21 protein-coding genes are annotated in these 23,345 nt (G+C 45.9%); 6 read left to right on the forward strand and 15 right to left on the reverse strand.

The annotated features are described in order from the left end of the window. The first annotated feature begins 206 nt into the window (after positions 1-206). The 6 genes from ACHLI0_RS05610 (at position 207) to ACHLI0_RS05635 (ending at position 4,552) form a co-directional block, all read left to right on the forward strand. Positions 207-845 carry an LvrA C-terminal domain-related protein gene (locus ACHLI0_RS05610; RefSeq protein ID WP_490748626.1) on the forward strand — a complete coding sequence of 213 codons (639 nt, stop codon included), beginning with the start codon at positions 207-209 and terminating at the stop codon, positions 843-845. Continuing rightward, positions 835-2,214 (forward strand): replicative DNA helicase, encoded by a 1,380-nt coding sequence (gene dnaB, locus ACHLI0_RS05615; protein ID WP_490749551.1) that lies wholly within the window; start codon positions 835-837, stop codon positions 2,212-2,214. The genes ACHLI0_RS05610 and dnaB overlap by 11 nt, the downstream gene beginning before the upstream one ends. Before the next feature lie 188 nt (positions 2,215-2,402). Further along, complete coding sequence (locus ACHLI0_RS05620) at positions 2,403-2,945, forward strand: HU family DNA-binding protein (protein ID WP_490748627.1); 543 nt, start codon at positions 2,403-2,405, stop codon at positions 2,943-2,945. A gap of 364 nt (positions 2,946-3,309) precedes the next feature. Next, positions 3,310-3,615: a hypothetical protein gene (locus ACHLI0_RS05625; RefSeq protein ID WP_195583970.1), complete on the forward strand. Its 306-nt coding sequence runs from the start codon at positions 3,310-3,312 to the stop codon at positions 3,613-3,615. 12 nt (positions 3,616-3,627) lie between these two features. After that, complete coding sequence (locus ACHLI0_RS05630; RefSeq protein ID WP_234119362.1) at positions 3,628-4,074, forward strand: N-acetylmuramoyl-L-alanine amidase; 447 nt, start codon at positions 3,628-3,630, stop codon at positions 4,072-4,074. A 244-nt stretch (positions 4,075-4,318) separates the two neighbouring features. After that, on the forward strand, positions 4,319-4,552 hold the full coding sequence (locus ACHLI0_RS05635; RefSeq protein ID WP_490748628.1) for a winged helix-turn-helix transcriptional regulator: 234 nt from the start codon (positions 4,319-4,321) through the stop codon (positions 4,550-4,552). A 2-nt stretch (positions 4,553-4,554) separates the two neighbouring features. Here the strand turns inward: ACHLI0_RS05635 and ACHLI0_RS05640 are convergent, their stop codons facing one another. The 15 genes from ACHLI0_RS05640 to ACHLI0_RS05710 form a co-directional block, all read right to left on the reverse strand. Then, on the reverse strand, positions 4,555-5,541 hold the full coding sequence (locus tag ACHLI0_RS05640; RefSeq protein ID WP_490748629.1) for a lysylphosphatidylglycerol synthase transmembrane domain-containing protein: 987 nt from the start codon (positions 5,539-5,541) through the stop codon (positions 4,555-4,557). After that, positions 5,541-6,476: a phosphoinositol dihydroceramide synthase gene (locus ACHLI0_RS05645; protein WP_032840672.1), complete on the reverse strand. Its 936-nt coding sequence runs from the start codon at positions 6,474-6,476 to the stop codon at positions 5,541-5,543. Before ACHLI0_RS05645 ends, ACHLI0_RS05640 begins: the two co-directional genes overlap by 1 nt. Before the next feature lie 17 nt (positions 6,477-6,493). Beyond that, complete coding sequence (locus ACHLI0_RS05650) at positions 6,494-7,162, reverse strand: CDP-alcohol phosphatidyltransferase family protein (RefSeq protein WP_368118572.1); 669 nt, start codon at positions 7,160-7,162, stop codon at positions 6,494-6,496. Positions 7,163-7,201: 39 nt separating this feature from the next. Beyond that, positions 7,202-7,666, reverse strand: a complete 465-nt coding sequence (locus tag ACHLI0_RS05655; RefSeq protein WP_008764781.1) for a GtrA family protein — start codon at positions 7,664-7,666, stop codon at positions 7,202-7,204. Between the two features lie 14 nt (positions 7,667-7,680). Beyond that, entirely contained in the window at positions 7,681-8,160 is a 480-nt protein-coding gene (locus tag ACHLI0_RS05660) for a phosphatidylglycerophosphatase A family protein (protein ID WP_008764780.1), read from the reverse strand. Between the two features lie 149 nt (positions 8,161-8,309). Next, entirely contained in the window at positions 8,310-9,599 is a 1,290-nt protein-coding gene (locus ACHLI0_RS05665; RefSeq protein ID WP_008764779.1) for an inositol-3-phosphate synthase, read from the reverse strand. Between the two features lie 108 nt (positions 9,600-9,707). Continuing rightward, positions 9,708-12,260: a DUF5686 and carboxypeptidase-like regulatory domain-containing protein gene (locus ACHLI0_RS05670; protein ID WP_414202963.1), complete on the reverse strand. Its 2,553-nt coding sequence runs from the start codon at positions 12,258-12,260 to the stop codon at positions 9,708-9,710. 107 nt (positions 12,261-12,367) lie between these two features. Further along, complete coding sequence (locus ACHLI0_RS05675; protein WP_414186520.1) at positions 12,368-13,660, reverse strand: sensor histidine kinase; 1,293 nt, start codon at positions 13,658-13,660, stop codon at positions 12,368-12,370. Positions 13,661-13,681: 21 nt separating this feature from the next. Then, positions 13,682-15,031, reverse strand: coding sequence for a sigma-54-dependent transcriptional regulator (locus tag ACHLI0_RS05680; protein WP_490748630.1), 1,350 nt, complete (start codon positions 15,029-15,031; stop codon positions 13,682-13,684). 68 nt (positions 15,032-15,099) lie between these two features. Next, positions 15,100-16,578, reverse strand: coding sequence for a TolC family protein (locus ACHLI0_RS05685; RefSeq protein WP_490748631.1), 1,479 nt, complete (start codon positions 16,576-16,578; stop codon positions 15,100-15,102). A 131-nt stretch (positions 16,579-16,709) separates the two neighbouring features. Continuing rightward, positions 16,710-19,319 (reverse strand): sensor histidine kinase, encoded by a 2,610-nt coding sequence (locus ACHLI0_RS05690; RefSeq protein WP_490748632.1) that lies wholly within the window; start codon positions 19,317-19,319, stop codon positions 16,710-16,712. Between the two features lie 83 nt (positions 19,320-19,402). Then, complete coding sequence (locus ACHLI0_RS05695; protein ID WP_490748633.1) at positions 19,403-20,656, reverse strand: ABC transporter permease; 1,254 nt, start codon at positions 20,654-20,656, stop codon at positions 19,403-19,405. A 32-nt stretch (positions 20,657-20,688) separates the two neighbouring features. Continuing rightward, positions 20,689-21,978, reverse strand: a complete 1,290-nt coding sequence (locus ACHLI0_RS05700) for an ABC transporter permease (protein WP_490748634.1) — start codon at positions 21,976-21,978, stop codon at positions 20,689-20,691. 39 nt (positions 21,979-22,017) lie between these two features. Beyond that, entirely contained in the window at positions 22,018-22,644 is a 627-nt protein-coding gene (locus ACHLI0_RS05705; RefSeq protein ID WP_490748636.1) for a GIN domain-containing protein, read from the reverse strand. A 29-nt stretch (positions 22,645-22,673) separates the two neighbouring features. Continuing rightward, positions 22,674-23,339, reverse strand: coding sequence for an ABC transporter ATP-binding protein (locus ACHLI0_RS05710; RefSeq protein WP_008762231.1), 666 nt, complete (start codon positions 23,337-23,339; stop codon positions 22,674-22,676). Positions 23,340-23,345 lie beyond the last annotated feature (6 nt).

A 23,345-nucleotide genomic window follows, 5' to 3' on the forward strand; every position in this document is an offset into this window, starting at 1 on the left:
ACAGAGGCTCCGTTTCATCCAAACGGAGCCTCTGTTTTCTTCCTTTCTTTCGTCACGCCTGCTACAACAGGTAACACACACCGCCAAACTACAATTTACGTCCTCACAAGATTTAGTACATCCATGCACATCCATATACGTACCCCCATTTAGGTATTTTGAAGCAATCAACCTAATTTCGGGCAAAATTTAAAACAGAATCTTACATGCAAAAAATGAATCCGCAAGACATCAAGTATGGCTACATCATCGTCCCCAAAACTCTGCTGACAGAGCAATTCACAAACTGTGACACCCACGAAGGAGAGGTTGAAGCCTTCCTGAAAATTATCATGAAAACCAACTACTCAGAAACGCAGCACACCGACTACTGGAACAACGTCATAGTGTGTCAAAGAGGCGAAAGTCTGCACAGCTACCGCAGCTGGAGCGTCATCTTGCATTGGTCGGCGAGCAGAACTTACCGTTTCATACAACATCTGCAAACTAAAGGAATGATCGAAATCATCCCACACAAGAATACCGCTGCCCTGCACATCCGCATCGTCAATTATGATAGCTGGGTAAATATGCCCATTCCTACTGCCGGCCGACAGCTCCAAAAGAAAAAAGCCAGCGACGAAAAGTTCCGCCTCTTCTGGGACGACTACCACAACATCCTGCAGCTCCCCAAAGAGAACATCGCCAAGGCGCAGCGTATCTGGAAAAAGCTGAGCGAAAAAGAACAGCAACTCGCCATCGACCATATCGAAGATTATTATTATCATCAGGCAAATACAAAATTCATGTTACATGCCTGCAGTTATTTATCCAATAAAGCCTTTCTGAATGAATATGAATACTGACAACAGAGTTTCTCCGCAGGCTCCGGAGATAGAAGAAGCCATACTGGGCGCCTGCCTGATAGAACAGGAAGCCATGCCGCTCGTAGCCGACACGCTGCGTCCGGAAATGTTCTACAGCATGCGTCACCAAGTGATCTACGCCGCCCTGCTGGCCATGTACCAGGCAGGAATGAAGATCGACATCCTCACCGTAAAAGAAGAACTTGCCCACCGGGGCAAGCTGGAAGAAGCCGGAGGAGCATTCGGCATCACGCAACTGAGCAGCAAAGTAGCCACCTCGGCACACATCGAATATCACATGCAGATCGTACACGAGAAATACCTGCGGCGGGAAATGATACTGGGACTCAACAAACTCCTCGCCTGCTCTCTGGACGAAACAATGGACATAGCCGACACGCTGATAGACGCGCACAACCTGCTCGATCGCATGGAAGGTGAATTCGGACACAACGACCACATGCGCGACATGGACACGCTGATGACCGACACGATGGAAGAAGCCGAGCAACGTATCGCCAAGAGCGCAAACGGAATCACCGGCATCCCCACCGGCCTGACGGACCTGAACCGCATGACGTCCGGACTGCAAAACGGAGAACTCATTGCCATCGCCGCCCGCCCCTCGGTCGGAAAGACCGCCTTCGCCCTCCATCTGGCGCGGCAGGCTGCCATGCAGGGATTTGCCGTCGCCGTCTACAGCCTTGAGATGCAAGGAGAACGCCTTGCCGACCGCTGGCTGTTGTCCGCCGGCGATATCAACCCCTACCGTTGGCGTACAGGCATCCCCAACCCGCACGAAGTGGCGGAAGCGCACACCGCCGCCGCAGCACTGGCACGACTGCCGATACACGTAGACGACAGTACTTCGATCAGCATGGACCATGTACGTTCCAGCGCACGGCTCCTTAAAAGCAAGGATGCATGCGACCTGATCATCATCGACTACCTGCAACTTTGCGACATGAGCACCGGACAGAAGAACCGCAACCGTGAACAGGAAGTGGCACAAGCCAGCCGTAAAGCCAAATTGCTCGCCAAGGAACTGAATGTTCCCGTCGTATTGCTTTGCCAGCTAAACCGCGAATCGGAAGGCCGTCCCGGTGGTCGGCCGGAACTGTTCCATCTACGCGAAAGCGGCGCCATCGAGCAAGACGCGGATGTAGTGATGCTGCTCTACCGCCCTGCACTGGCACGGCTCACTACCGACCGGGAAAGCGGCTACCCGACCGAAGGACTGGGGGTAGTCATCGTAGCCAAACAACGCAATGGAGAGACAGGGAACGCATACTTCAGCCACAACCCTTCTCTAACGAAAATTACGGACTATACACCACCATTGGAAGTATTACTAAAACAAGCAAAATAAAAAGATGAACCGGGACCATAGCAATAATATTATATTACATAATACAACATTAGATATTTTCCGATTTTATTTCATATTTACCATAAAATAAACGGCATAATGCTTGACTTCGCCTCTTATATTTCGTATATTTGTAATGTCGTAGAGAAACAAAATAATTATTACTTAAACCTTAACTTTTTAAATTTATGAATGTTTCAGTAGAACGCTATCAGCGCAGAAAGTACGTAAGTCAGGAGAATTCCCCGATGTTATATTACGTACGTCAGAAATCGGGTACAGTGAGAGTGATGGACGTCGAAAAACTGGCAGATGCCATCGAAGCCAACTCTTCACTCACAGCAGGAGATGTAAAACATGCCATCGAAGCTTTCGTTGAACAACTCCGACTATCACTCACTCAAGGTGACAAAGTGAAGATCGACGGTCTGGGAACGTTTCACATCACCCTGTGCAGCGAGGGGACAGAGAAGGAAAAAGATTGCACGGTCCGAAGCATCCGCAGGGTGAATGTCCGGTTTGTAGCGGATAAGGCACTGCATCTGGTGAACGCAAGTCACACCAGCACACGAAGCGAGAACAACGTGGAATTTGTACTGGCAAGCAAAGGTGATACGGAAGGCGGAAATGCCGGCGGAGGAAATGCCGGCGGAGGAAATGCCGGCGGAGGAAATGCCGGAGGCGGTGGAAACAGCGGAGGCGATGAAGAAGCTCCGGACCCGACAGTTTAACAGGACTTTTTTGGGGAAAGGGCAGTACAAAACACTGGAGCAGCCCTCCCAATTGAATCCGACTAAAAAGTCAATAGTATCTCAATTCCCCTCCCTTCGGGAAGGAGGGGTGGCTGAAAGCCGGGGTGGTAGGTAAAACAAGGTTTATTCCTATTCTATTGTAAATAACAGAGTTATGCATTCACCTACCACCTCCCCCTACGGGGACTCCTCCTTCCCGAAGGAGGAGAATTAAGATACTACCGACTTTTAGTCAGTCTTAGGTTCGTCGCTTCGCTCAGAATGAGAGATACTATATCGAACTAACCTTAATGTACAACTCTCCCCATTATCAATTATCCATTATCAATTATCCATTAAAAAAATGCTAGATAAAATTATCGAGATTATTATGACTATCCTCCCTTTTCTGGGTAATCGTAAAAAGCGCAAAGCGATGGCGCAAGACGTCAAAGAATTCAGTGAACTGGTGAAAGACCAGTATACCTTCCTGATGGAACAGCTGGAAAAGGTACTGAAAGATTATTTCGACCTGAGCGCGAGAGTGAAAGAGATGCACACCGAAATCTTTTCGTTAAGAGAACAACTGGCACAGGCTGCCGCATTACAGTGCGCAAACAAAGAGTGTCTACAGCGTACACAAAGCGAGGCATCCATCTCTGAAGCATAATGCCGTACAATCATGAGAACGATCAACTTAATCGTAATTCACTGCTCCGCCACACGCGAAGACAAGGATTTCACGGAATATGACCTGGACGTCTGCCATCGCCGACGCGGATTCAACGGAACGGGTTATCATTTTTATATCCGCAAAAACGGGGATATAAAGTCTACCCGACCGATAGAAAAGGTCGGTGCCCACGCCAAAGGTTTCAACAGAGAAAGTATCGGTATCTGCTATGAAGGCGGGCTCGACAGCAAAGGTCGCCCCAAAGATACCCGGACCGAATGGCAGAAACATTCACTGCGGGTACTGGTTCTTACTTTACTGAAAGATTATCCGGAATGCCGCGTATGCGGTCACCGTGACCTTAGCCCCGACCGGAATGAAAACGGAGAGATAGAACCGGAAGAATGGGTGAAAGCGTGCCCTTGCTTCGATGCGGAAAATAACTGGAAAGCATGAGGCAGAAATCAAGAAAAGTTTTAATTGAATAGCCTATAAACAAGAAAACTCCAATTGCCCGACCAAACTAAGTCGGAGCAATTGGAGTTTTCTACCTTTATAAAATAGATCATCAGGATATCTCCTCTGAAGGAAATTAATGCTATCTTTGTAAGATGCTGTAAATAGTGGTATCTTCATTGACTTCATGCTACAAGAAATATACGAAACACTAAAGAAACGGCAAGGCGATCCTATAGTAACAATGAAAGCGACAAAGGATGTCGGTATAAATGTCGGTATAAATGTCGGTATAAACGAACAAAAAGTTCTGGAACTTTTGAGAAAAAACAATCAAATTACCGCCAAAGAAATCGCCGGACTTCTAGGTATCAGCCTAAGGCATAGCGAACGTCTGATCACATCATTAAAGCAAAAAGGTATGATTCAGCGAGTTGGATCAAACAAAAACGGATACTGGGAAATTATAGTAAAATAAGGCTACTTTTTATTTCCAACCTTCATCAAAGCAAGCCCTATCACAATCCAGACCATCTCACGCACGCGAGTGATCAATGCCGCATAGACTCCATAAGCTCCGGAAAGGGAAAGCCCGCCTACCGCAAGGGCAAATCCCCCCTCACGGCCACCCAGCTGCATAGGCAAGAAGAACAAAAGATTGGCCAGTAAAGAAGAGAAGGCCGCAATCAGGCAGCAATCTGCAAAACTGACACTCCTTGTCAGCACATTGAGGATCAGCCAGATTTCCAGACAGCTGACCACACGTGCCGTATATTCCAAGAATAAAGTGGCATAAAAAGCTCCCTTCTTCTGTTGATGAAGCAGGGCTATCTGTTTATCAATGTTCTCCAACTGTTCCCGATGGGAGTCGGCAAAACGGATGACTTTCTTTTTTAGAAAAGGAAGATGACTGCCCAGACGAACGAAAGCGACTGCCATCCCATGCTGATATCCTTTCACAAACAGCACTGCTACCAGCAGGCAGAAGACGGTGATTGCACCCAAAATGGTTCCCATCACCCACCCTACCGGATAGAGGCAAAGGTATAGCAAGACAGAACTCAGCCAAAAGCAGAAATGAGAAAAGATGTGCATCATTACGTAGAGAATCACCGAAGAAGTGGCTCTCTCCACTCCTATATACGGTTTCAGTTCCATGATGCGATACGGCTCACCGCCCATCAGTCCGACGGGAGTTACGTAATTCAGGGCAAAACCCGTAACGGTAAACTTATAAAGCCGGGCAAATGAAAACCCCGGCTTCCCTCCGCTACGTATAATGATGTACCACGATGTAGTATTAATCAGATAAACGAACAGCCACAGCAATAATACCAAAGGCAAATACACTCCTGCCCTTTTCAAGTTTGCCCAAAGTTCCTGATAATCCATATCGAAAGTGAATATCATGATCAGGACGGCGACAATGCCAAAAGCCAGGAATATATTGCGGTATTTGTTCTTCACTATTTAATATACTGATAATATCGGTCAAAGAAGTTCCTGAATCCGCGAATCTTCATCAGTCCGTATTCAAAGAGCAGCCAGCCGAGCAGTGCACAGGAGATTCCAAGGAGTACATCTATAATATAGTGATGACAAGAGTAGATCGCTGTTCCCCAGATACCTGCCATGATAACAGAGAAAAGGGCAATCACGTACCATCTGCATTTGCCGATGATGGCATACACCAATGCCACAACCATATATGCCGCATGAAGGGAAGGAACGGCAGCAAAGACGTTTGCGTTTCTTCCATAAATGGAGTCGAAGATAGTCACGCCAAAAATTTCGTCGAAGCGACCGAGGCCCGCCACATTGCCCGGAGTATTCAGTATCGGTTCGAAACCGTAGTTGATAGCATACCAGGGGGGAGCAGCCGGATGGATATAATAGCCGGCAAAGCCGATCAAGTTGACAAACAAAAAGACTAATGCAAAGCGAAGATAAGTTTTTCTCTCTTTCTTAAAGTACAGGCAGAGCCCAAACAGGATAGGCACAGGAACCCAGCAAAGATAGAAGATGCCGGCGAAGACATCTGCCACCGCCCAATGATGCACGGCAAAGTACTCACAAGGAGTAACCAGCACACCATTATCCATCACTCCGAACAACGACTTTTCGAGATTATAAAGTCCGGCTACATCAATCGGATTTACTTCGTAATTGGGGCAGATACGCATCCAGTCATACGAGATCCCGAAAATGGCGAAAGGCAGTAAGGCCACTGCCAGCTTCCGGGTAGGTAGTCCGGCAAAAAATAAAACCAGATAGAGTGCCGCCATCAGCAGATGTTCGGAACGGAGTCCGATACAGGCAGCTGTCAGCAGAAGAAAAAGAGCCATGATGACAATAACGGTCAAGGTTTCTTTCTTCGACGGCATTTGAATTGTTTTTATCATTAAGGATGTTATTTTAATTAGTCATTCTTCTTTTCGTTCGCTGTCATCACCTTATAGCAATGTCTCACGCGTGCGAAAGCTGTGATATTGGCGAACACAGCAACGATTGTCAAAGGCACCATCAATATCAGCATCGGATCGAAAGCGGTAATATCTTTGAATACACCGCAGAACAAGGCTCCGAGACTTGTCAGAACCACACGCTCCGGACGTTGCATAAATCCAACCTTGCACTCAATGCCCAGACCTTCGGCACGGGCACGCACATAGCTCACCATCAGCGAACCGAGCAAAGCAAAGTATGCAATGATAGCGTAAATGAAATAATCTTTGACTGACAAATAGTAACAGATACCGAAGAAAGTCATCAACTCACTGTAACGGTCGAGCACAGAATCGTAGAGGGCACCGAATTTGGAACTCATGTTTCCCAGACGTGCCACACGCCCGTCCATCATATCGAACAATCCGGCAAAAAGGATCACACCTCCTGCCCATCCAAGGATGGACAAATCATTCTGTCCGCCACAGATACCGGCATAGACAAACATACCTGCCGCTACCACATTCAGAATAAATCCGGTAGTAGTGATAAAATTAGGGGTGATTCCTATTTTAATCATCCCATGTATCAAAGGGTTGATAATCTTATAAATCAGTTGCTGTAAGTAATCTCTGTAATTCATATACCTAAATCTGTTTTTATCTAAATCTTCTGTTTTCTTTCAATTTCTTTTAAACAAGCTTCTTATATCTATATTCCGGTAAACAAAGAAACGCTGCATATTATAATTCCAGAACAACGCTACAATGACTGCCACCACCACTTTAGGGATGATGAAGAAGTCACCGAAATATTGGCTGAGTGTATCACGTACCCACGGAATTTTCGCTAACGATTCCGTCAGAGTGTACGTCCCCCACGTATTCAGCCAAATACTGCAAACCCACACTATTATGAATTTTACAGCAACATGCGTTTTTTTCCCTTTCGATTTAAAAGTCCATTTATAATTGATAATGCAATTGATAATTCCTCCATAGATAGCGCCCGCCAAGGTAGCATATACATAGTAGACATCAAATAGCCTTACCAGAAGGATAGTCACCAGAAAGTCTGCAATAGTCGCCATTTGAGCCGAAAGCTGCGCCCTTAAAAACATAAAGACTCCACCCTTCTGCGAGATCATCCGTGCAACTCTTTTCAGCCAATCACCCATCGTGCCACCGCTATCAAGATAAAACTATATACACCCGCCAGTACATCATCCATCATTACCCCTACTCCACCTTTAAAGCTCTCCATCTTGCGTACTCCCAATGGCTTTACGATATCAAAAATACGGAACAGAGCAAAAGCCGCTATCACGTACCAATACCACTGTCCATTGTCGGGAACTGCCAGCAACGGAATCCACACACCTACCATTTCATCGACCACCACACGTGACGGGTCTTCGCCCCAAGAAGACTCCAACTTATTGGCAGCCCAAATGCCTGCAAAGGTAAAAAGAACCACCAAAGCAGCAGTCGTCCATAATAAAGCAGTGAAAGGAAGCAGGAAGTAAAGTGCAATCCAGATGATAGAAGCCAGCAATGCCCCGGCCGTACCGGGAGCAAAAGGAGAAAAACCAGAGCCAAAGCCCGTGCCTATTAAAACAGGTAGAAAGGAAGGTCTCTTCATTAATAGTTGAGAGTTGAGAGTTGAAAATTGAGAGTGGAGGATGATTTGGATGTGCTCCAAAATAAAAGTTGAAAGTTAAAAGTTGTCTAATGCCGCAATTACATTGCAACCACTTTCAACTCTCAACTTTCAACTCTCCACTTATTTAATTAAGCTAAATAATCAGGTTCTTTTTCACCAACCATGTTACGCAATGTCTGTTTTACCATTCTCCATTGTGTGAACAGGTCGTGTTCCGGCTGATGTTCGAAATCGTGCATCGGGCTCTTGCAGAAGAATGACAACCAAGTCTGGATGCCACACATACCTGCACGCATAGCCAAGTCACTGAACAATACCAGGTCAAGTGCAATAGGAGCAGCGAGGATAGAGTCACGGCAAAGGAAGTTTACCTTGATTTCCATCGGATAACCCATCCATCCGAAGATGTCGATATTATCCCATGCTTCTTTGTTGTCCTTGCGGGGAGGATAGTAGTTGATGCGTACTTTGTGGTAAACGTCTCCATAGAGATCCGGATATTTTTCCGGTTCGAAGATGGTGTCGATTACAGACAGCTTACTAACTTCTTTTGTCTTAAAGTTGTCCGGATCATCCAGCACTTCACCGTCACGGTTACCGAGGATGTTGGTAGAGAACCAACCGTTCACACCCAGCATACGAGTCTTGAACATCGGAGCCAATACGGTTTTCATCAGTGTCTGACCGCTCTTGAAGTCTTTACCGGAGATAGGAACATTCTTCTGTTTAGAGAATTCCCACATGGCCGGAGTATCCACACACAAGTTAGGAGCACCCATCACAAACGGAGCATCTTCTGCAATAGCAGCGTATGCATAACACATACTCGGAGAGATAACTTCTGTGTTGTTATCTTTCATTGCTTTCTCCAAAGCAGCGAGTGACATGTGTTCGTCTGATAACGGAATGTAGATTTCGGTACTTGCAGCCCACAGTACAACAACGCGTTCGCAGTTGTTGGCAGCCTTAAAGTCGCGGATGTCCTGACGGAGTTGTTCTACCATTTCCCAACGGGTAGCAGCCTTCTTGATATGTGTACCATTCAGACGTTTTGCCCAGTTGTGATCGAAAGCTGCCGGCATCGGCTTGATAGCTTCCAGTTCATCTTTCACACCGTTCAGGTCTTTTTCTTTCAAAACCTCGGCATACATAGCAGCTTCATATGCGTTGTCCGGGAAAATATCCCATCCACCGAAAACAATGTCGTTCAAATCAGTCAAGGGCACAACGTCCTTGATGAGTTTTTCTTCGTTGTTTTCCATGCGCATTGTGGCTAACTGTGTAATAGATCCTATCGGTTTTGCCAGTCCCTTGCGAGAGGCTAGTGTACCTACTATCATTGTGGTGGCAACCGCACCACCTACTCCAACTACCAACACGCCAAGACGTCCAGTAGCGGGTTTAATTTCTTGTTTCATTTCTATTCTATTAAAATTAAACTAAAATTGATGCAAAAATAAGATTAATTAATTACTAAAGCGACCTTTGTTTGCTATATAAACATTGCAATTAGCAGGATTTAACTTTTAAAAGGTCATGTGAAGACTTATTCTCAGGCCGGACTTGTCAATATCGGGCGAATCCCTATATGTGAGCCGCCAGACGTAGTCTAAACGTAATACCTTGAAAATGTTTTCAATACCCACACCCGCCTCCACGTAAGGTGTTTTTCCCATTGTACGGGTACTTGCTATCGGAAAAGCGAACAAACCGTCTGTCATATCCGGATTATTCTTATCACTCAAATGCCCATAAAGTCCACGACAGGAAACTATTTCCCTCCATTTCAGTTTTCTCAACAATGGGATACGATTGAACAACCACCCGTTGAGGAAATAGGTGACGTCCCACGAAAAGTATTCATCATTCATAAACTCCATAGCATTCATTAACGAATAGGATTCCGGCTGAATGGTGTAGGAAAGGTTCGCATTCGGCATAATGAGCAACGGAAAGGGAACTTTATCCCATACCTTCCCCGCTTTCAGGATAATATCCGTATAGCCGAAAGCGGAAAACCAGAAACGTTTCTGTACACCTGCTTCGGTATGATTGTAGGTGTAATCACTTCCCAGCACTCCTTTTCCGGCAATGGTATGCGACAGCGTAAACACCGGAGCATCCAGCGATACGGGGAAGCGGTTCCATTGTGTCTGAAAGAATTTCTCGTTCGGGGCATAGCGCAGCTTCAACTCCGCCGCACTGGTAGAGAAGTCTTTGACCGGAGAGTAAACTTCACCGTCTTTCCGCAGAAAAGGAATCAGGTAACTCGATTCATCCGTCCGCCTGCGTGCCGTGAGCTGGAAGGAGAAGCCGGAATAAAATTCATTGGTATAGGTCATTTCCGCTTGCCGGTAATAGCCGATACGATCATCCTTCTCACGCTTCAAGGCAAGGAAGACATTGTCTTTGCTTGTGTACAGATAGTTTTGTCCGTATTGGTTTACGTCCGATTCATAACGTACTTTCAGTGAGTGGATGGGGAATTCATTGGCATATTCCTTTTTCTTTTTAAAGGAGTATTCTACTTCCGCCAGTCCTTTCAGCCTTTCGTCTTTGAAGCCATAAGCGATATAGCCTTTGCCGAACAGATGAGGGTTGAGCCATGCGGTCGTCATTCCACCGGCACGGATACGCGGTCCTTCCAGCGTATTCCCGCTGATGGTGGCATTCATGGGACCGATATAGAAAAGAGGGGCTTCTTTGGAGGTCGGGATGTATCCGGTGAAGAGAATGGATAGCACCTTTTCCGTCCAATAATAGACCGGATAGCCACGCAGTTGCGCCATCAGGCGGTCTACGGAGTTCTCCTGTTGCGAGATGGCTGCTTGCGGACGATTCTCCGCCCAGAAAGTTTCGGGTCGGGACAGCGCTTCGGTTTCTTCGATGATACGTTCCGGTTTGGTGAAGGCTTTATCGGCTTCCTCGGTCGGAAGGAAAGAATAACGACTGTAATCCGCCACCCGACGGGCAAAGATACCATCCTGTCCTTCGGTCAGTTTGAATTCTACGGTGATACTTTCATGGTCGAGCAGACGGGTACCGTCTTCTGCCCGCTTAAATTCCTGTTCAAGCAGCATATAATCGACAAAGTTCAGATTGATCTTCTTCGGGAAGTTAAGCACGGCACGTTTGACAAAGTAGGTAGAGTCGAGCGTGACATACAAGTGCCCGTTAAAGCCGAAAGATTCGGAATTAAAAGGAGTGAAAGCAAGATCCGCACAGGTTTCACCGCCGATCTGCAAGGTATCCATCAGATAATATTTGTAGAATCCTGTCCCGATGCGGGATAAGGGGCTGACGAACTTATTGGTGAACAGGGAGATGTTGTTCTCGTAAATGTCCACGTCTTTAAAGACTTCATTAATAGCAGCCTGCATACCTTGTTTGGAAAGGAATTCATCGACTCCTGCCTGCTTGCGTCCCTTCACCCACTGCTTTTCGGAATGAGGAGATTTGCGGTAGTAGTCCGTAGCAAGAAGTTCACGGGCAGAGACGGTCAGTATCGGTTTTCCGGTGACGGCAGAAGTGTCTACATATTCTATCAGGAAATCGAATTTGCGGTATAGCCATTTCTTCTGTTTCTCTTCGTCGAAGTTGTTCAGCGCAAAGGTAGTCTTCTCATAACGGTCGCGCTGCCAGAAGTCTTTCTCATTAGGAGAATGGTCGTCACGATGTTCTATCATCCGACGGACAAACTCCACAGCGGGATTGTCTTTCTTACGGTAATGCTCGCGTTTAGGCTTCACCAATACTTCGTTGAGCGCGTATGTAGCGGGAGAAAGTGCTACTTTATACGAAAGATTACGTGCCGGATGGATCAGTCGGCTATATTCATTATAGCCTACGGTTGAGATCACAAGCACTCCTTCGGAGCGATGAGTTTTGAAATAAAAGCGTCCGTCACTTCCGGTAGTCGTTCCTTCGGTCGTGTTTTTCAGACGTACAGATACATAAGATAAGGGTTCTCTAGTCAGAGAATCAGTCACCACACCCTGCACTATGTATTGAGCACTTAGCGGAATACTGATAGCCAATAAAAGAAAGAGCGCTACTGCACCTTTAATTATTAATCTCATATCTTATACCTTAACATCCTATTGAATTGAGCGGGGCAAAGGTAGGAGGGATTTCAGAACAAAAAAAGGTCTATATAGCGGAAGAACTGTTCTCGTTTGACATTTGATCAGGGAAAAAGAATACGGAATCTGGTCAATCCGTCGGCATAAGTCCGCAGAGAGAAAGTGCAGCCGTGACGCATCAGAACCTCCCGGATAAAGATCAGTCCGATTCCCTGACCATTGGGCTTGGTGGAGAAGAACGGGCTGAACAGCTTCGCTTCCACCTCTTTACTGATTCCCTTACCGTTGTCCACCACTTCGATAGTGGCAGGAGAAAGGGTGCGGACGATAATCTCGCCATCCTTTTCGATGCTTTCCGCAGCATTCTTGATGATGTTTACCAGTACCTGTTCGAAGAGGGAGGCATCCATTTTTACCTCTTTCAACGTTTCGTCTATCTCCAGACGAAGTTTTATGTTCCGGTCGGCACACATACCTTCCATAAAACGCTTGCAGGTAAATGCGAGGTCATTCAGGTCGACAGGCGTGAGCGTCGGTTCGGGAATCTTCACTACATCGGCAAAACGGGTGATGAAACGGCTCATAGAGAAGCAGCGTTCGGTACATACACGCATGACATCGCAAATATCATCCATGCCTTCTTCGGTAGAAAGCGCCTGTTCTACCGTATCCAGTGTGGAGGTTATTCCGGCAGTAGTGTTGTTCACTTCGTGGGCAATCATGCGGATCACTTTCTCGTAGGCTTTCTTCTCTGCCTTCATCACTTCGTCCGTCAGACTTTCTATCAGGAAGAAGGGGTGCTGAAATCCACGGTCAATAAAAGAGGAATGCGTACATCTATAAATATTCGAATCATTCAGACGGACGGTAGCCGTTTCTCCCTTCGGCACGTTTGCCAGTTCGGCGGCAAGCGGAGAATCTATCTCGTTCATCTTTTTGCCCAAGACATCTTCCTGACGGACACCCAGCATTTTCTGCGCCATCGGGTTCAGCTCGGAAAGGTCCTCGTCCAATGTGGTGAGGATGACTCCCATCGGAGAGGCTTTAATCAGCAGGTCAAGGAAGTTATTCTGTTCGCGGAGACGGAGACGTTCATTCTTTAGTTGCTCCATCATCCGGTTGAAGACGTTCACGATACGGTCGGCTTCATATTGCCCCACGGGACTTAACCGGCTGCTGAAATCCTGTTCGCGCAACAGTTCCATACCGCTTCCGATAGAGTTCAGCGGTTTCACAATTTTACGATAGAAAAACGGGAGATAACACAGGATAAAAAGGACCAACCCCTCTCCTATATAGAAATAGATCAGGTTCAACCGGCTTGAAAGAAAAAGCAATCCACCCCCCAAGACCAGAAGCAGGAAAACGAGTATACCAAAAAATCCTTTTATACGCATAATAATAGTAAGGTCTATCTTCTAAACACTGATTCCAAACTTCTCCAAACGACGGTAAAGGGCGGCACGACTGATGCCAAGCGCTGTAGCTACCTGACTCAAATTTCCCTTATGACGCTCCAAAGCCTGCAAAATCGTCTGCCGTTCTATTTCATCCAGAGTCATACCAGCAAAGGATGCGCCTTCGGCGACTTTCTGATCTTCGTGACGGATATACTGAGCATCAAAGTCGGCGGCATCAAGCGTCGGCTTTCCATTGACCAGAATCGTACGTTCTACCAGATTCTTCAATTCACGGATATTTCCCGGATAAGGTAAGCGACTCAGAAACTGCAAGGCATCCGCTGAAAATTCGGTGCGAGGAAAACCGTTGGCCTCTGCCTGACGATCGGCAAAGTGACGTGCCAGCAAGGGAATATCCTCCCGGCGCTCACGCAAAGCCGGCAGTCTGACGGTAATCAGATTAATACGGTAAAACAAATCTTCGCGGAAAGTACGTTCGCCCACCATCTTGCGTAAATCGGCATTGGTAGCGGAGACGACACGAATATCCGTCTTACGGGGACGGCTGTCTCCCAATACTTCAAACGTCTGATCTTGTAACACCCGCAAGAGCTTCACTTGACAAGAAGGGTCGAGATCACCGATCTCGTCCAGAAAGATGGTTCCTTTGTTCGCCATCTCAAAGCGTCCGATACGGTCGGAGGAAGCATCCGTAAAAGCTCCTTTCTTATGGCCGAACATTTCACTTTCGAACAGACTTTGGGAGATTCCTCCCAAGTTCACTTTGACAAAAGGCTGTTTGGCACGCTGGCTGTTGATGTGTATCGCCTCGGCTATCAGCTCCTTGCCCGTCCCACTTTCTCCGGTGATCAGTACGGAAGCATTCGTCTTTGCTATACGGGCAATGGTATTCAGTACTTCTGTCAGTCCCCGACTACGTCCGATGATATGACGACGGTCGAAAGCGTCATTCTGTTCCTGCGTTGTCTCTTTGGGAGAGCCTGCCAGTTCCAAAGCCGTCTCGATACGTTGCAACAATGCCGCATTATTCCAAGGTTTGGTGATAAAATCGAAGGCTCCTGCCTGCATACCTTGCACGGCAAGCTGTATGCTTCCCCAGGCGGTCATCAGTATCACCGGAGTTTCCGGACGGAATATTTTCACTTGCCTGAGCAAAGTCAGCCCTTCTTCACCTGTAGTAGAAAGGGTGAAGTTCATATCCATTAAGATTAAATCCGGTGCTACGGAACGCACCACCTCCATAGCTTCCCGGGGACCGGGAACCGTTTGTGCCTCATATCCAGCCCGTTTCAGCATAAAACTGAGTGAAGAGCGTACTGCGTTGTCGTCGTCTATTATTAAAATCATAGCTTAAATTACTTATGACAAAGATATTGTAAATACTCAATACAAGCAACAAATAACCCGATTAATCCCTATTGCCGCACTATTTCATCAAAATCTGCTTCCAACTCCGTGTTAGCCTGGAAATCCCAAAGGGTCAGACTACGGATCTGATAAAAGTAATACCAGTAATAATAAAGCTCGGAGATGTGTTTCCGGCGCGCCTCATCTTTGGCGTTCTGGGCGTCATTTAAATCCAGCGTGTTGATTTTACCTATCAGGAAGGTTTCAATACTGGTTTTGTAACGTTGCTGCGCTATGCCATCCGCCTCTTTGGCTATCTCCAATTGCTGTGCCTGATTATTGAAATGCTCTACCAGCAAGAATATGTCCTGATTGAAGTTGATCTGTTCCTGCCGTATCTTCGAAAGCACTACATCGCGGTTGCTTTTTGCTACCCGTACCTTCCCGCGTCTCTTTCCCCAGTCCAGAATCGGAATCTGAACGCCTACCTGCACAATCTGATTATCCTGCAAGTTCCTGTAGACACTGGAAAGTTCACGACTCTCTCCCGTATATCCTACGCTGGCAAACAAATTAATGCTACGCAGATTACCACGTGCCGTAGCTACCGCATAATCGGCTTCCAACTGACGGCGACGAATATTCTGAGCAAACGAATTACGTTCCAGCGCTTTATTCAATACCATATTATATTCCATCTTACCACAATCTACTGATTCGGGAACGACAGGACGGAGGATTTCCTCCTCTCCCACTCCCAGAAAGGCACGAAGCTGGAACATCTTGGCATTCAGATCACTTTCAGCTTCGGTCAACGCAGCCTTTGCATTCAATGCCGAAAGTTTTAACTGGAGAAGTTCATTTTCCGAAATCTGTCCCATCTTGCGTTTAGCTATAGCCACTTCGTAAAGCTGATTGGCATTCGTCAAGTTCTGACGGGCGGTTCCAAGAGTCTCCTTCGCCAACAGCAGATCAAAATAATAAGTAATAGCCCGCATCGTCACTTCTTCGGTAGCTGTGATAAATTCCGCTTTCGCTTCGGCATATCGCACAGGTTCTATACGCCTGTTCCACTTCACATTATTCACACCAAGAATAGGTTGGGTCAGTTTTAAAGTAACAGGAACGGACATCAGATGGCGATCACCGCTATTACCCAGTTGCTTTAGGTAGTCGAGGGAAGAGGTTAGTGAAAGTTGTCCACCGGTAAGCCAGATATTCTGATCGATGGAAAGTTCACCGGAAAGACCTAAGGCGCTGTTGCGGACAAAGCTGTAAGAACCGTCCGGATTCTGATAGGAGCCGTAAGATTTATTGTAATTAGGCAGTGTTCCTTTCAGATTGATTTCCGGAAGAAGATCGGCACGGAATGTGCGATATTCCCAATAAGATGTTTTCAACTCATTCAAGGCAACGGCAGCATCAACAGACTGCATACGCGCCATAGCGATAGCTTCGTTCAAGGTGATTTCCCTCTCTTTCTGTGCCGACACTGCCAAAGGCAGACAAATTGCAGCCAGAACAAACAATATACTTTTCTTTTTCATTGTACACGGTATTTTCCAGTCAGATAGAATCAAACCATGTGCCAAAAGAATAATACTTTTACTATCAATCGGTTAGAGAAATGTATCAGTGTTCATTTTCGGACACTATGCACAGAAATGAACGTTCAGTCTTATTCGCAGAAATTCGGGATACGTACAGTAAAGCGAGTTCCCCTGCCTACTTCGGAAGTCACAAAGATCGTTCCTCTCAGACGTTCGACAATCGTCTGGCAGATACTCAATCCAAGACCGGCTCCCTGTGTAAAGTTGTCCACCTTATAGAATCGTTCGAAGATATGACGGATACCTTCTTCGGAAATGCCGACTCCCGTATCTTCCACAAAGATTCGGGTATATTCGGGATCTTCATCTTCCTCATATCCGAAAGTAATGGAACCGTAAGTCGTAAACTTGGCAGCATTATTGATCAGATTATTGACGACTTGTTGGAGACGGACATTATCTGTCACCAGGTATTTTTTCTCATTATCGGGCATACGAAGCAACAGTTCCACTCTCGGAGGCATATTCAGTTGTTGAGAATCATGTACTGTCTTCAGCAGCAGAGGCAAATTATGATTGGCAAACATAAATTCCATTGTTCCTGACTCGATACGGGACAAATCGAGAATATCATTAATCAATGCAAGTAACAATCCGCAGTTCTTATTGATCGTTGCTATAAACTGTGCTACTTCTTCTTCGGAAAAGCCGCTTGTATCGCTCAACAAGTCGGAGAAACCGACAATAGCATTCAGTGGTGTACGGATTTCGTGACTCATATTGGCAAGGAAAGCAGATTTCAGTTTGTCAGCCTGAAGTGCTTTATCACGCGCCTCTCTCATTTCCTGTTCTGCCGTCTTATAGCGTTGGATGCTTTGGCATACACCTAATATATTATATAACGAATCTCTCGTCAGACCGGAAATAACAGAGGAACGGTATTCCCACCATTCATATTCACCATTGGCATTGCGCTGACGGAAATTCAAACGGGTATTGGTTTCTTTTCCCGCCAATGTTTTATCAAAGAGAATACGCATTTCCTTCAAATCCTCCGGATAAACCATACGATCCATTTCGTCGCGGGTGATGGAAGTAATCGACTCATCATAACCAAAACGAGCAAGAAAACCTTGCGGAAAGATGAAACTATTGCTCTCCACATCAAACTGCCAAGGGTAAATGGAACTTTCCTCCACAGCCATGTCAAAGAAACGTTTCTGCATTTCTTCATCCGATACGTTGCGTGCCGAAAGTGCCATACCGGTAATCTGTCCGCCGGAATGAATCGGAACAATTTCTCCGGAAACCGGGAAATAATGTTCGCTATGCACTTCTTTCATAAAAGCTCCATCGGGAATAATGACACTTTGCCCGGTTTCTCCCACCTTCTTCAATATCTTGTAAAGGATATCCTGACCGTTATAGTATATTTTGAAAATACTGCCTGCCATCATTCCTTCATAATTCCGTCCGCCCGATTCTGAGGGTAAATGAAGGATCTTCAACAGAGAACGGTTGGTAAAGTGAATATGAAGATCAGTATCATACGTGATCACCCCGTCGCGTATAGAGTGGAAGATATTATCAAACTCATTCCGCTGTTCCACCAGTTTATTCTGCACCAACAAGCGGGTCTGGGCATGTATCCGTCGTTTGGCTTCGCGACGGTTGACACGAATGAGCCACACGATAGAGACGATCAACAATGCCAGGATAGATGGATAAAGAAGAATAAACAATAATTTATATCTTTCCCAATACGGCTGATTAACGATAATACCACTGGAGGAAACCTTATCCGGATCTATATGGAAGAAGTCCAGCTGTTTGTAATCGTAAATAAATCCCTGTTCCGTCTCCGTCACACCCAGTTTCAAGGGAGATTCACCCTTCAACACTCGCGACGCCTTCTTTGCAGCAGACATCGCAGAGGTATAGGCGTCTGCGTCATATGCCGCAAATACACCATTCATCAATCCCACATTCTGACTGGAGAAGACCGGCGCTTTGGAGTTCTTGCCTACAAACGAAAGGAACGGTGACCATTTGGGAGCGACCACAACCCGCGCGTAGCTATTGCGGGGATAACAGATAGCCGCAATAATATGATTGGTTGATTCATGCTGGGTATTGTAGAGCTTCATCTTGTAATCCGGATTCTCTTCCTGAAAAAGCTGCCATTCTTGTTTGAAGTCCTCACGTCCCTTATTACTCAGAAAACTATTGTCAATCACACATATCACCTCTTTCCGTTGGGGAAATACCTTTTGTGCCTGTTTTAAGATCACATAAAAATCGGGATTAGCGGTGAATCCGCATACATTGGAAAGACTTGCTATAAGTTCTTTATCGGGATATTTGATTCCGAAAAACACAACCGGAACCTGATAAGGCAACGAATCGCCGGAAGAGAAAAGAGTATAGAAAGCCTCATCGCTTGATGTGATAATCATATCCGTCTTCCTGTCGCGGGCACGCTGACAAAAACGCCGCATAATCACTTTCTCCGAATTGAATGACCAGAAATCCGCATCCAGATATTCAGTAGTAATATTTACTGTCAGTCCATTCTCCTTGAACCCCTTTGCCAACCCCTCATTCAGGTCGTTGTGCCAGGGAGTTTGCGAGGTATACGATTGGATAAAAAGTATATTGTATGTATGTTCTGCTGCAGCCGCCCGGGCAAAAACAACGAAGAACAAAACTACTAACAAACAGTAATATTGTCGGTTCATAAGCAAAAAACAGCATTGTTTTCAACATTTAGCCCACAAAGATAAGTTATTATATTGAAAACAATGCAAATAGCCTCAGTTTTTTATTCCTCACGCAAGGCTTCTGCCGGCTGCACGCGGATAGCCTGCCGGGCAGGGAACCAGATGCCTATGAGTATCATCAAAGCCATCAAAAGACTTGTCACACAGAATGTGATAAGAAAACGAATGGTACTCCACTCTATACTACCTTCCGTCAGTTCCAAATAACCAATATTATAACAAAGAACAGCAGCGGGCAAAGCGGCCAGCGTCAGCAGCAACAATCCTTCTTTATTAAGACGGTGCCAGAGCCCCATGCGGGTGGAACCGACTGCAACACGAAGTCCGAGTTCTCCACGACGATGCTGGGTACGAAACCAGAATGTACCGACTATTCCCAACAGGATATTCACCAACAGAAAGCCCATCATCCAAAACCGCGTCTGCATCTGATTGACATTGGTACGATTATAATCCTCACGTATCATCTCGTAATCGTGTACCTTCAGTATAAAAAGATTTCCCACACTGAACTGGGTATCCGACTGTTCCATCAGACGCTCCGGAAAGCCGGGAGCCGTATTCGGCTTTACACGCAGGCAAACTTCCGTATTGAGCGGATACAGGTCATCATTAATCTCGGCCAATTGTGCTTCCGTAAGAGGAATAGCCATATATCGGTCGCTGTAATTTGGCCAAAAATCATTGTAACGTACCTTAGTCGATACGGCAGCTATTTTATAGACGTCTGTAGAATCATCCACATTCACGACTTCTTTTCCCAGCAACGTGCGGTCACCTTTATAATCGTCGGGCCATATATTCTCGCTGAGAACCGCATTTCCGTTTTTTATAGCCTGCATTAAAGGCTGATATCCCTGTCCATCCGCACTTTGATAACGGAACACCTGAAAAAACTCCGGTGTTACCGGACGTCGCAGCGGACTGCGCACCAGCGTATCAAGGCGAAAACGGATACCGGAATTACTTCCTATATACGGACGTGCATTTACTGATATCGAGACAGCCTCCACTTCCGGCAAGCGACGGAGACGGTTAGCCAGTTCGACAATGTCTTGCCCCGTCGTCGTTTCTTTCTGTCCCTTCGGAATATAAGAATCACTCTTATTGTTTTTCAGACTGAGTTCCAGATAGTAAGTATTGGTGATATCATATCCCAGCGGTTCGTAATAAGTACGCGCTGTTGCATACGTCCAATCGACAATGTACCACAGTACCACGAAAACAATCAGCAATTCTGCCCACAGCCACCCGTTCGAGCGACGTTCGTTCCATATTTGTTTTAACAGTTGCATCTTCTTAAAAATTAGTTTGTTGAATGTTTCGGTTATCTCTCATTGATGGCATCCACAATATTTGTCCGTGTCACTCTCCATGCCGGAATGGCAGCACTCAATAAATTAAGTGCAAAGCAGGCAAAGAATGCGAGCAAGAACACAACTGGATCAAACAGCAGATCCATACACATGGTCCGCAAATCCGTCACACCATTACCCATAAAGTCAATAGAAAACAGCATACTCCCCAAGAAAAAAGTTGCGCCATAACTCAGTATTAATCCGAGCACTCCACCCAACAGTGAATAAAGCATATTCTCAGAAAGCACCTGCATCATCAGTTCGTGCCTGGGCGCACCGAAAGCTTTTCGAACGCCGATTTCGGAAAGGCGTTTGCGCATACGCGACAATGTCAGTCCGGAAAGGTTGACAGCAGGTACGATCAGCAGAATGATTAACGTTATTATGTACTGACGGACAGCCTGCTTCACAGCCGGAGGATTATTGGCTGAATATCGTTGTGCCGCCACAAAATAAGTATCCGGCTGGTCACGATAAAGCAATTCATAATCCGGATAACCTTCCATATATCTGTCTCTGAGACGTTCAGCTTCCATACGGATTGCCGGAAAGTCATCCTGAGATTTAGCCAGAATGTAGACACTCACCATTCCCATAATTCCATATTCACCCCAACTGGCGGTAAATGCATCTGTTGAACTTAAAGGAATCCAAATCTGGGCATAAGCATACCGCGCCAGTTTGGAAACGGGGCGTACAACTCCACAAATCATATAAGCGGAGTGATTTAAAAGGAATGTTTTTCCGACTACATCCGACGTTCCGAACAATTGCCGGGCTATATCCTCAGATATTACAGCTTTTGTTGCACCGGCATCAAAAGTTGCCTTATCAAACGGATATCCCGAAAGGAAATCGAACTTAAACACTTTCCAGAAATCATCATCCACCTGCAATACGCTGCAACTAACCTTTTCTCCCGCTGGCTTGGCAGCCAGCATCGTTTCAGAGAAACTACTGGTTATAGATACAGTTTCGGGCGTAGTCATTTCTTTAAAACAGGCTTTCGCTGTCTTATAAGAAACAGGTCCGTTACTCTGCCAGTTCTCGTTTGCTTTATACTGAAATCCCGCATACCTGAAAATCAACATACGGTCACGATAGCTTTCCGGAGCAAAGGGTGCAATAGTAGCACGCAATGTGATCACAATCACCATAATCATAGCAATAGCCAATGCCGTACCTATGATAGAGATAGAAGAAAGTAGTTTATTCTCCTTCAACAGGTGAAATGCTTGTTTGAAATAGAGTTTTATCATTGTAATCTCATTATCTTCTCATTCATTTTCATACTTTTATCAGAATCCCCAGCCTTTCGTGCTCACATCCGGACATTTCAGGCCTTTATGATTGATTCTGCCTACTCCGTCACGCTTCAGGGAAGCTCTGTCCGCCTTGCCGGACAATGTGATATTTCCGACTCCATCCACTTTGGCTTTCACAGTGTTGCAATTTACATTGACGTTCATATTCCCTACCCCGTCTACCATTAATTCCAACTCATCACAATGAAGCTTTTTCACCTCACAGTTCCCCACTCCGTCGAGTTTGAAAGTTATATTTTTCAGCTTCAGGGTTTCTTTGGCATTGAAGTTGCCGACACCATCGATCTTTACATTCTTCAAATCAGGGGCTGTGATATAGAACGTCAGGTTCTTGACGTTTTTTACATTCTTCTGCTTATATTCGATAACCAATGTTTCTCCTTTTACCGTTACTTTTGTTTTATCGACATATTCCAAAGGACCTTCCATCCGACAGGAATAAGTATCGGACTGAGTGAAAATAATGTTACCTACCGACCGCAGATTGATAGCGGAAAATTCGCCTACTTTACAGTCTTCATTCACATTTTGTGCCCAAAGCGGGCAAAGGGCTACACTTAATAATACCGCAACAGCAGTTATAAAAATATTCTTTGTCATGATTAGCTTTTTTAGAGTTTAAAAGGGGATTACTGTACCTGACGGCCATCGAAGAAACGGATAGTTCTTGAAGTCTGTTTCGCCTGTTCTTCATTATGTGTCACCATAACGATAGTGCGGCCGTCTTCCTTATTCAGCCGATGGAGAAGTTCCATGACTTCGGCACCCATCTTAGAATCCAGATTACCGGTAGGTTCATCGGCAAGAATTATCTCCGGATGACCGATAATTGCACGCGCTATGGCCACACGCTGACACTGACCACCGGAAAGCTGCGTCGGAAAGTGATTCATACGATGACTCAATCCGACTTTTTCCAGTACTTCCTTCGCCAAACGCTTGCGTTCACCGCTGCTGATACGACGATAGAGTAACGGTAACTCAACGTTATCCATCACATTAAGTGAATTAATAAGATGGAAAGACTGGAATACAAAACCCAGTGTTTTGTTACGGAAAGCCGCCAGTTGCTTATCTTTCATTCCCTCGGTGTGCGTACCGTTAATTTCGACAGTTCCTGTTGTGGGTGCATCAAGCAATCCCATGATATTCAGCAAAGTGGATTTGCCACATCCGGACGGTCCCATAATGCTTAGAAATTCTCCGCGGTCTACGGTCAGATTCACGTTCTCCAGTGCTACCGTTTCAATCTCGTCCGTACGGTAAATCTTAGAGAGAGAAGTCAATGTTATCATAACTAT

The sequence above is a fragment of the Bacteroides sp. RCH18 genome (assembly GCF_058231005.1).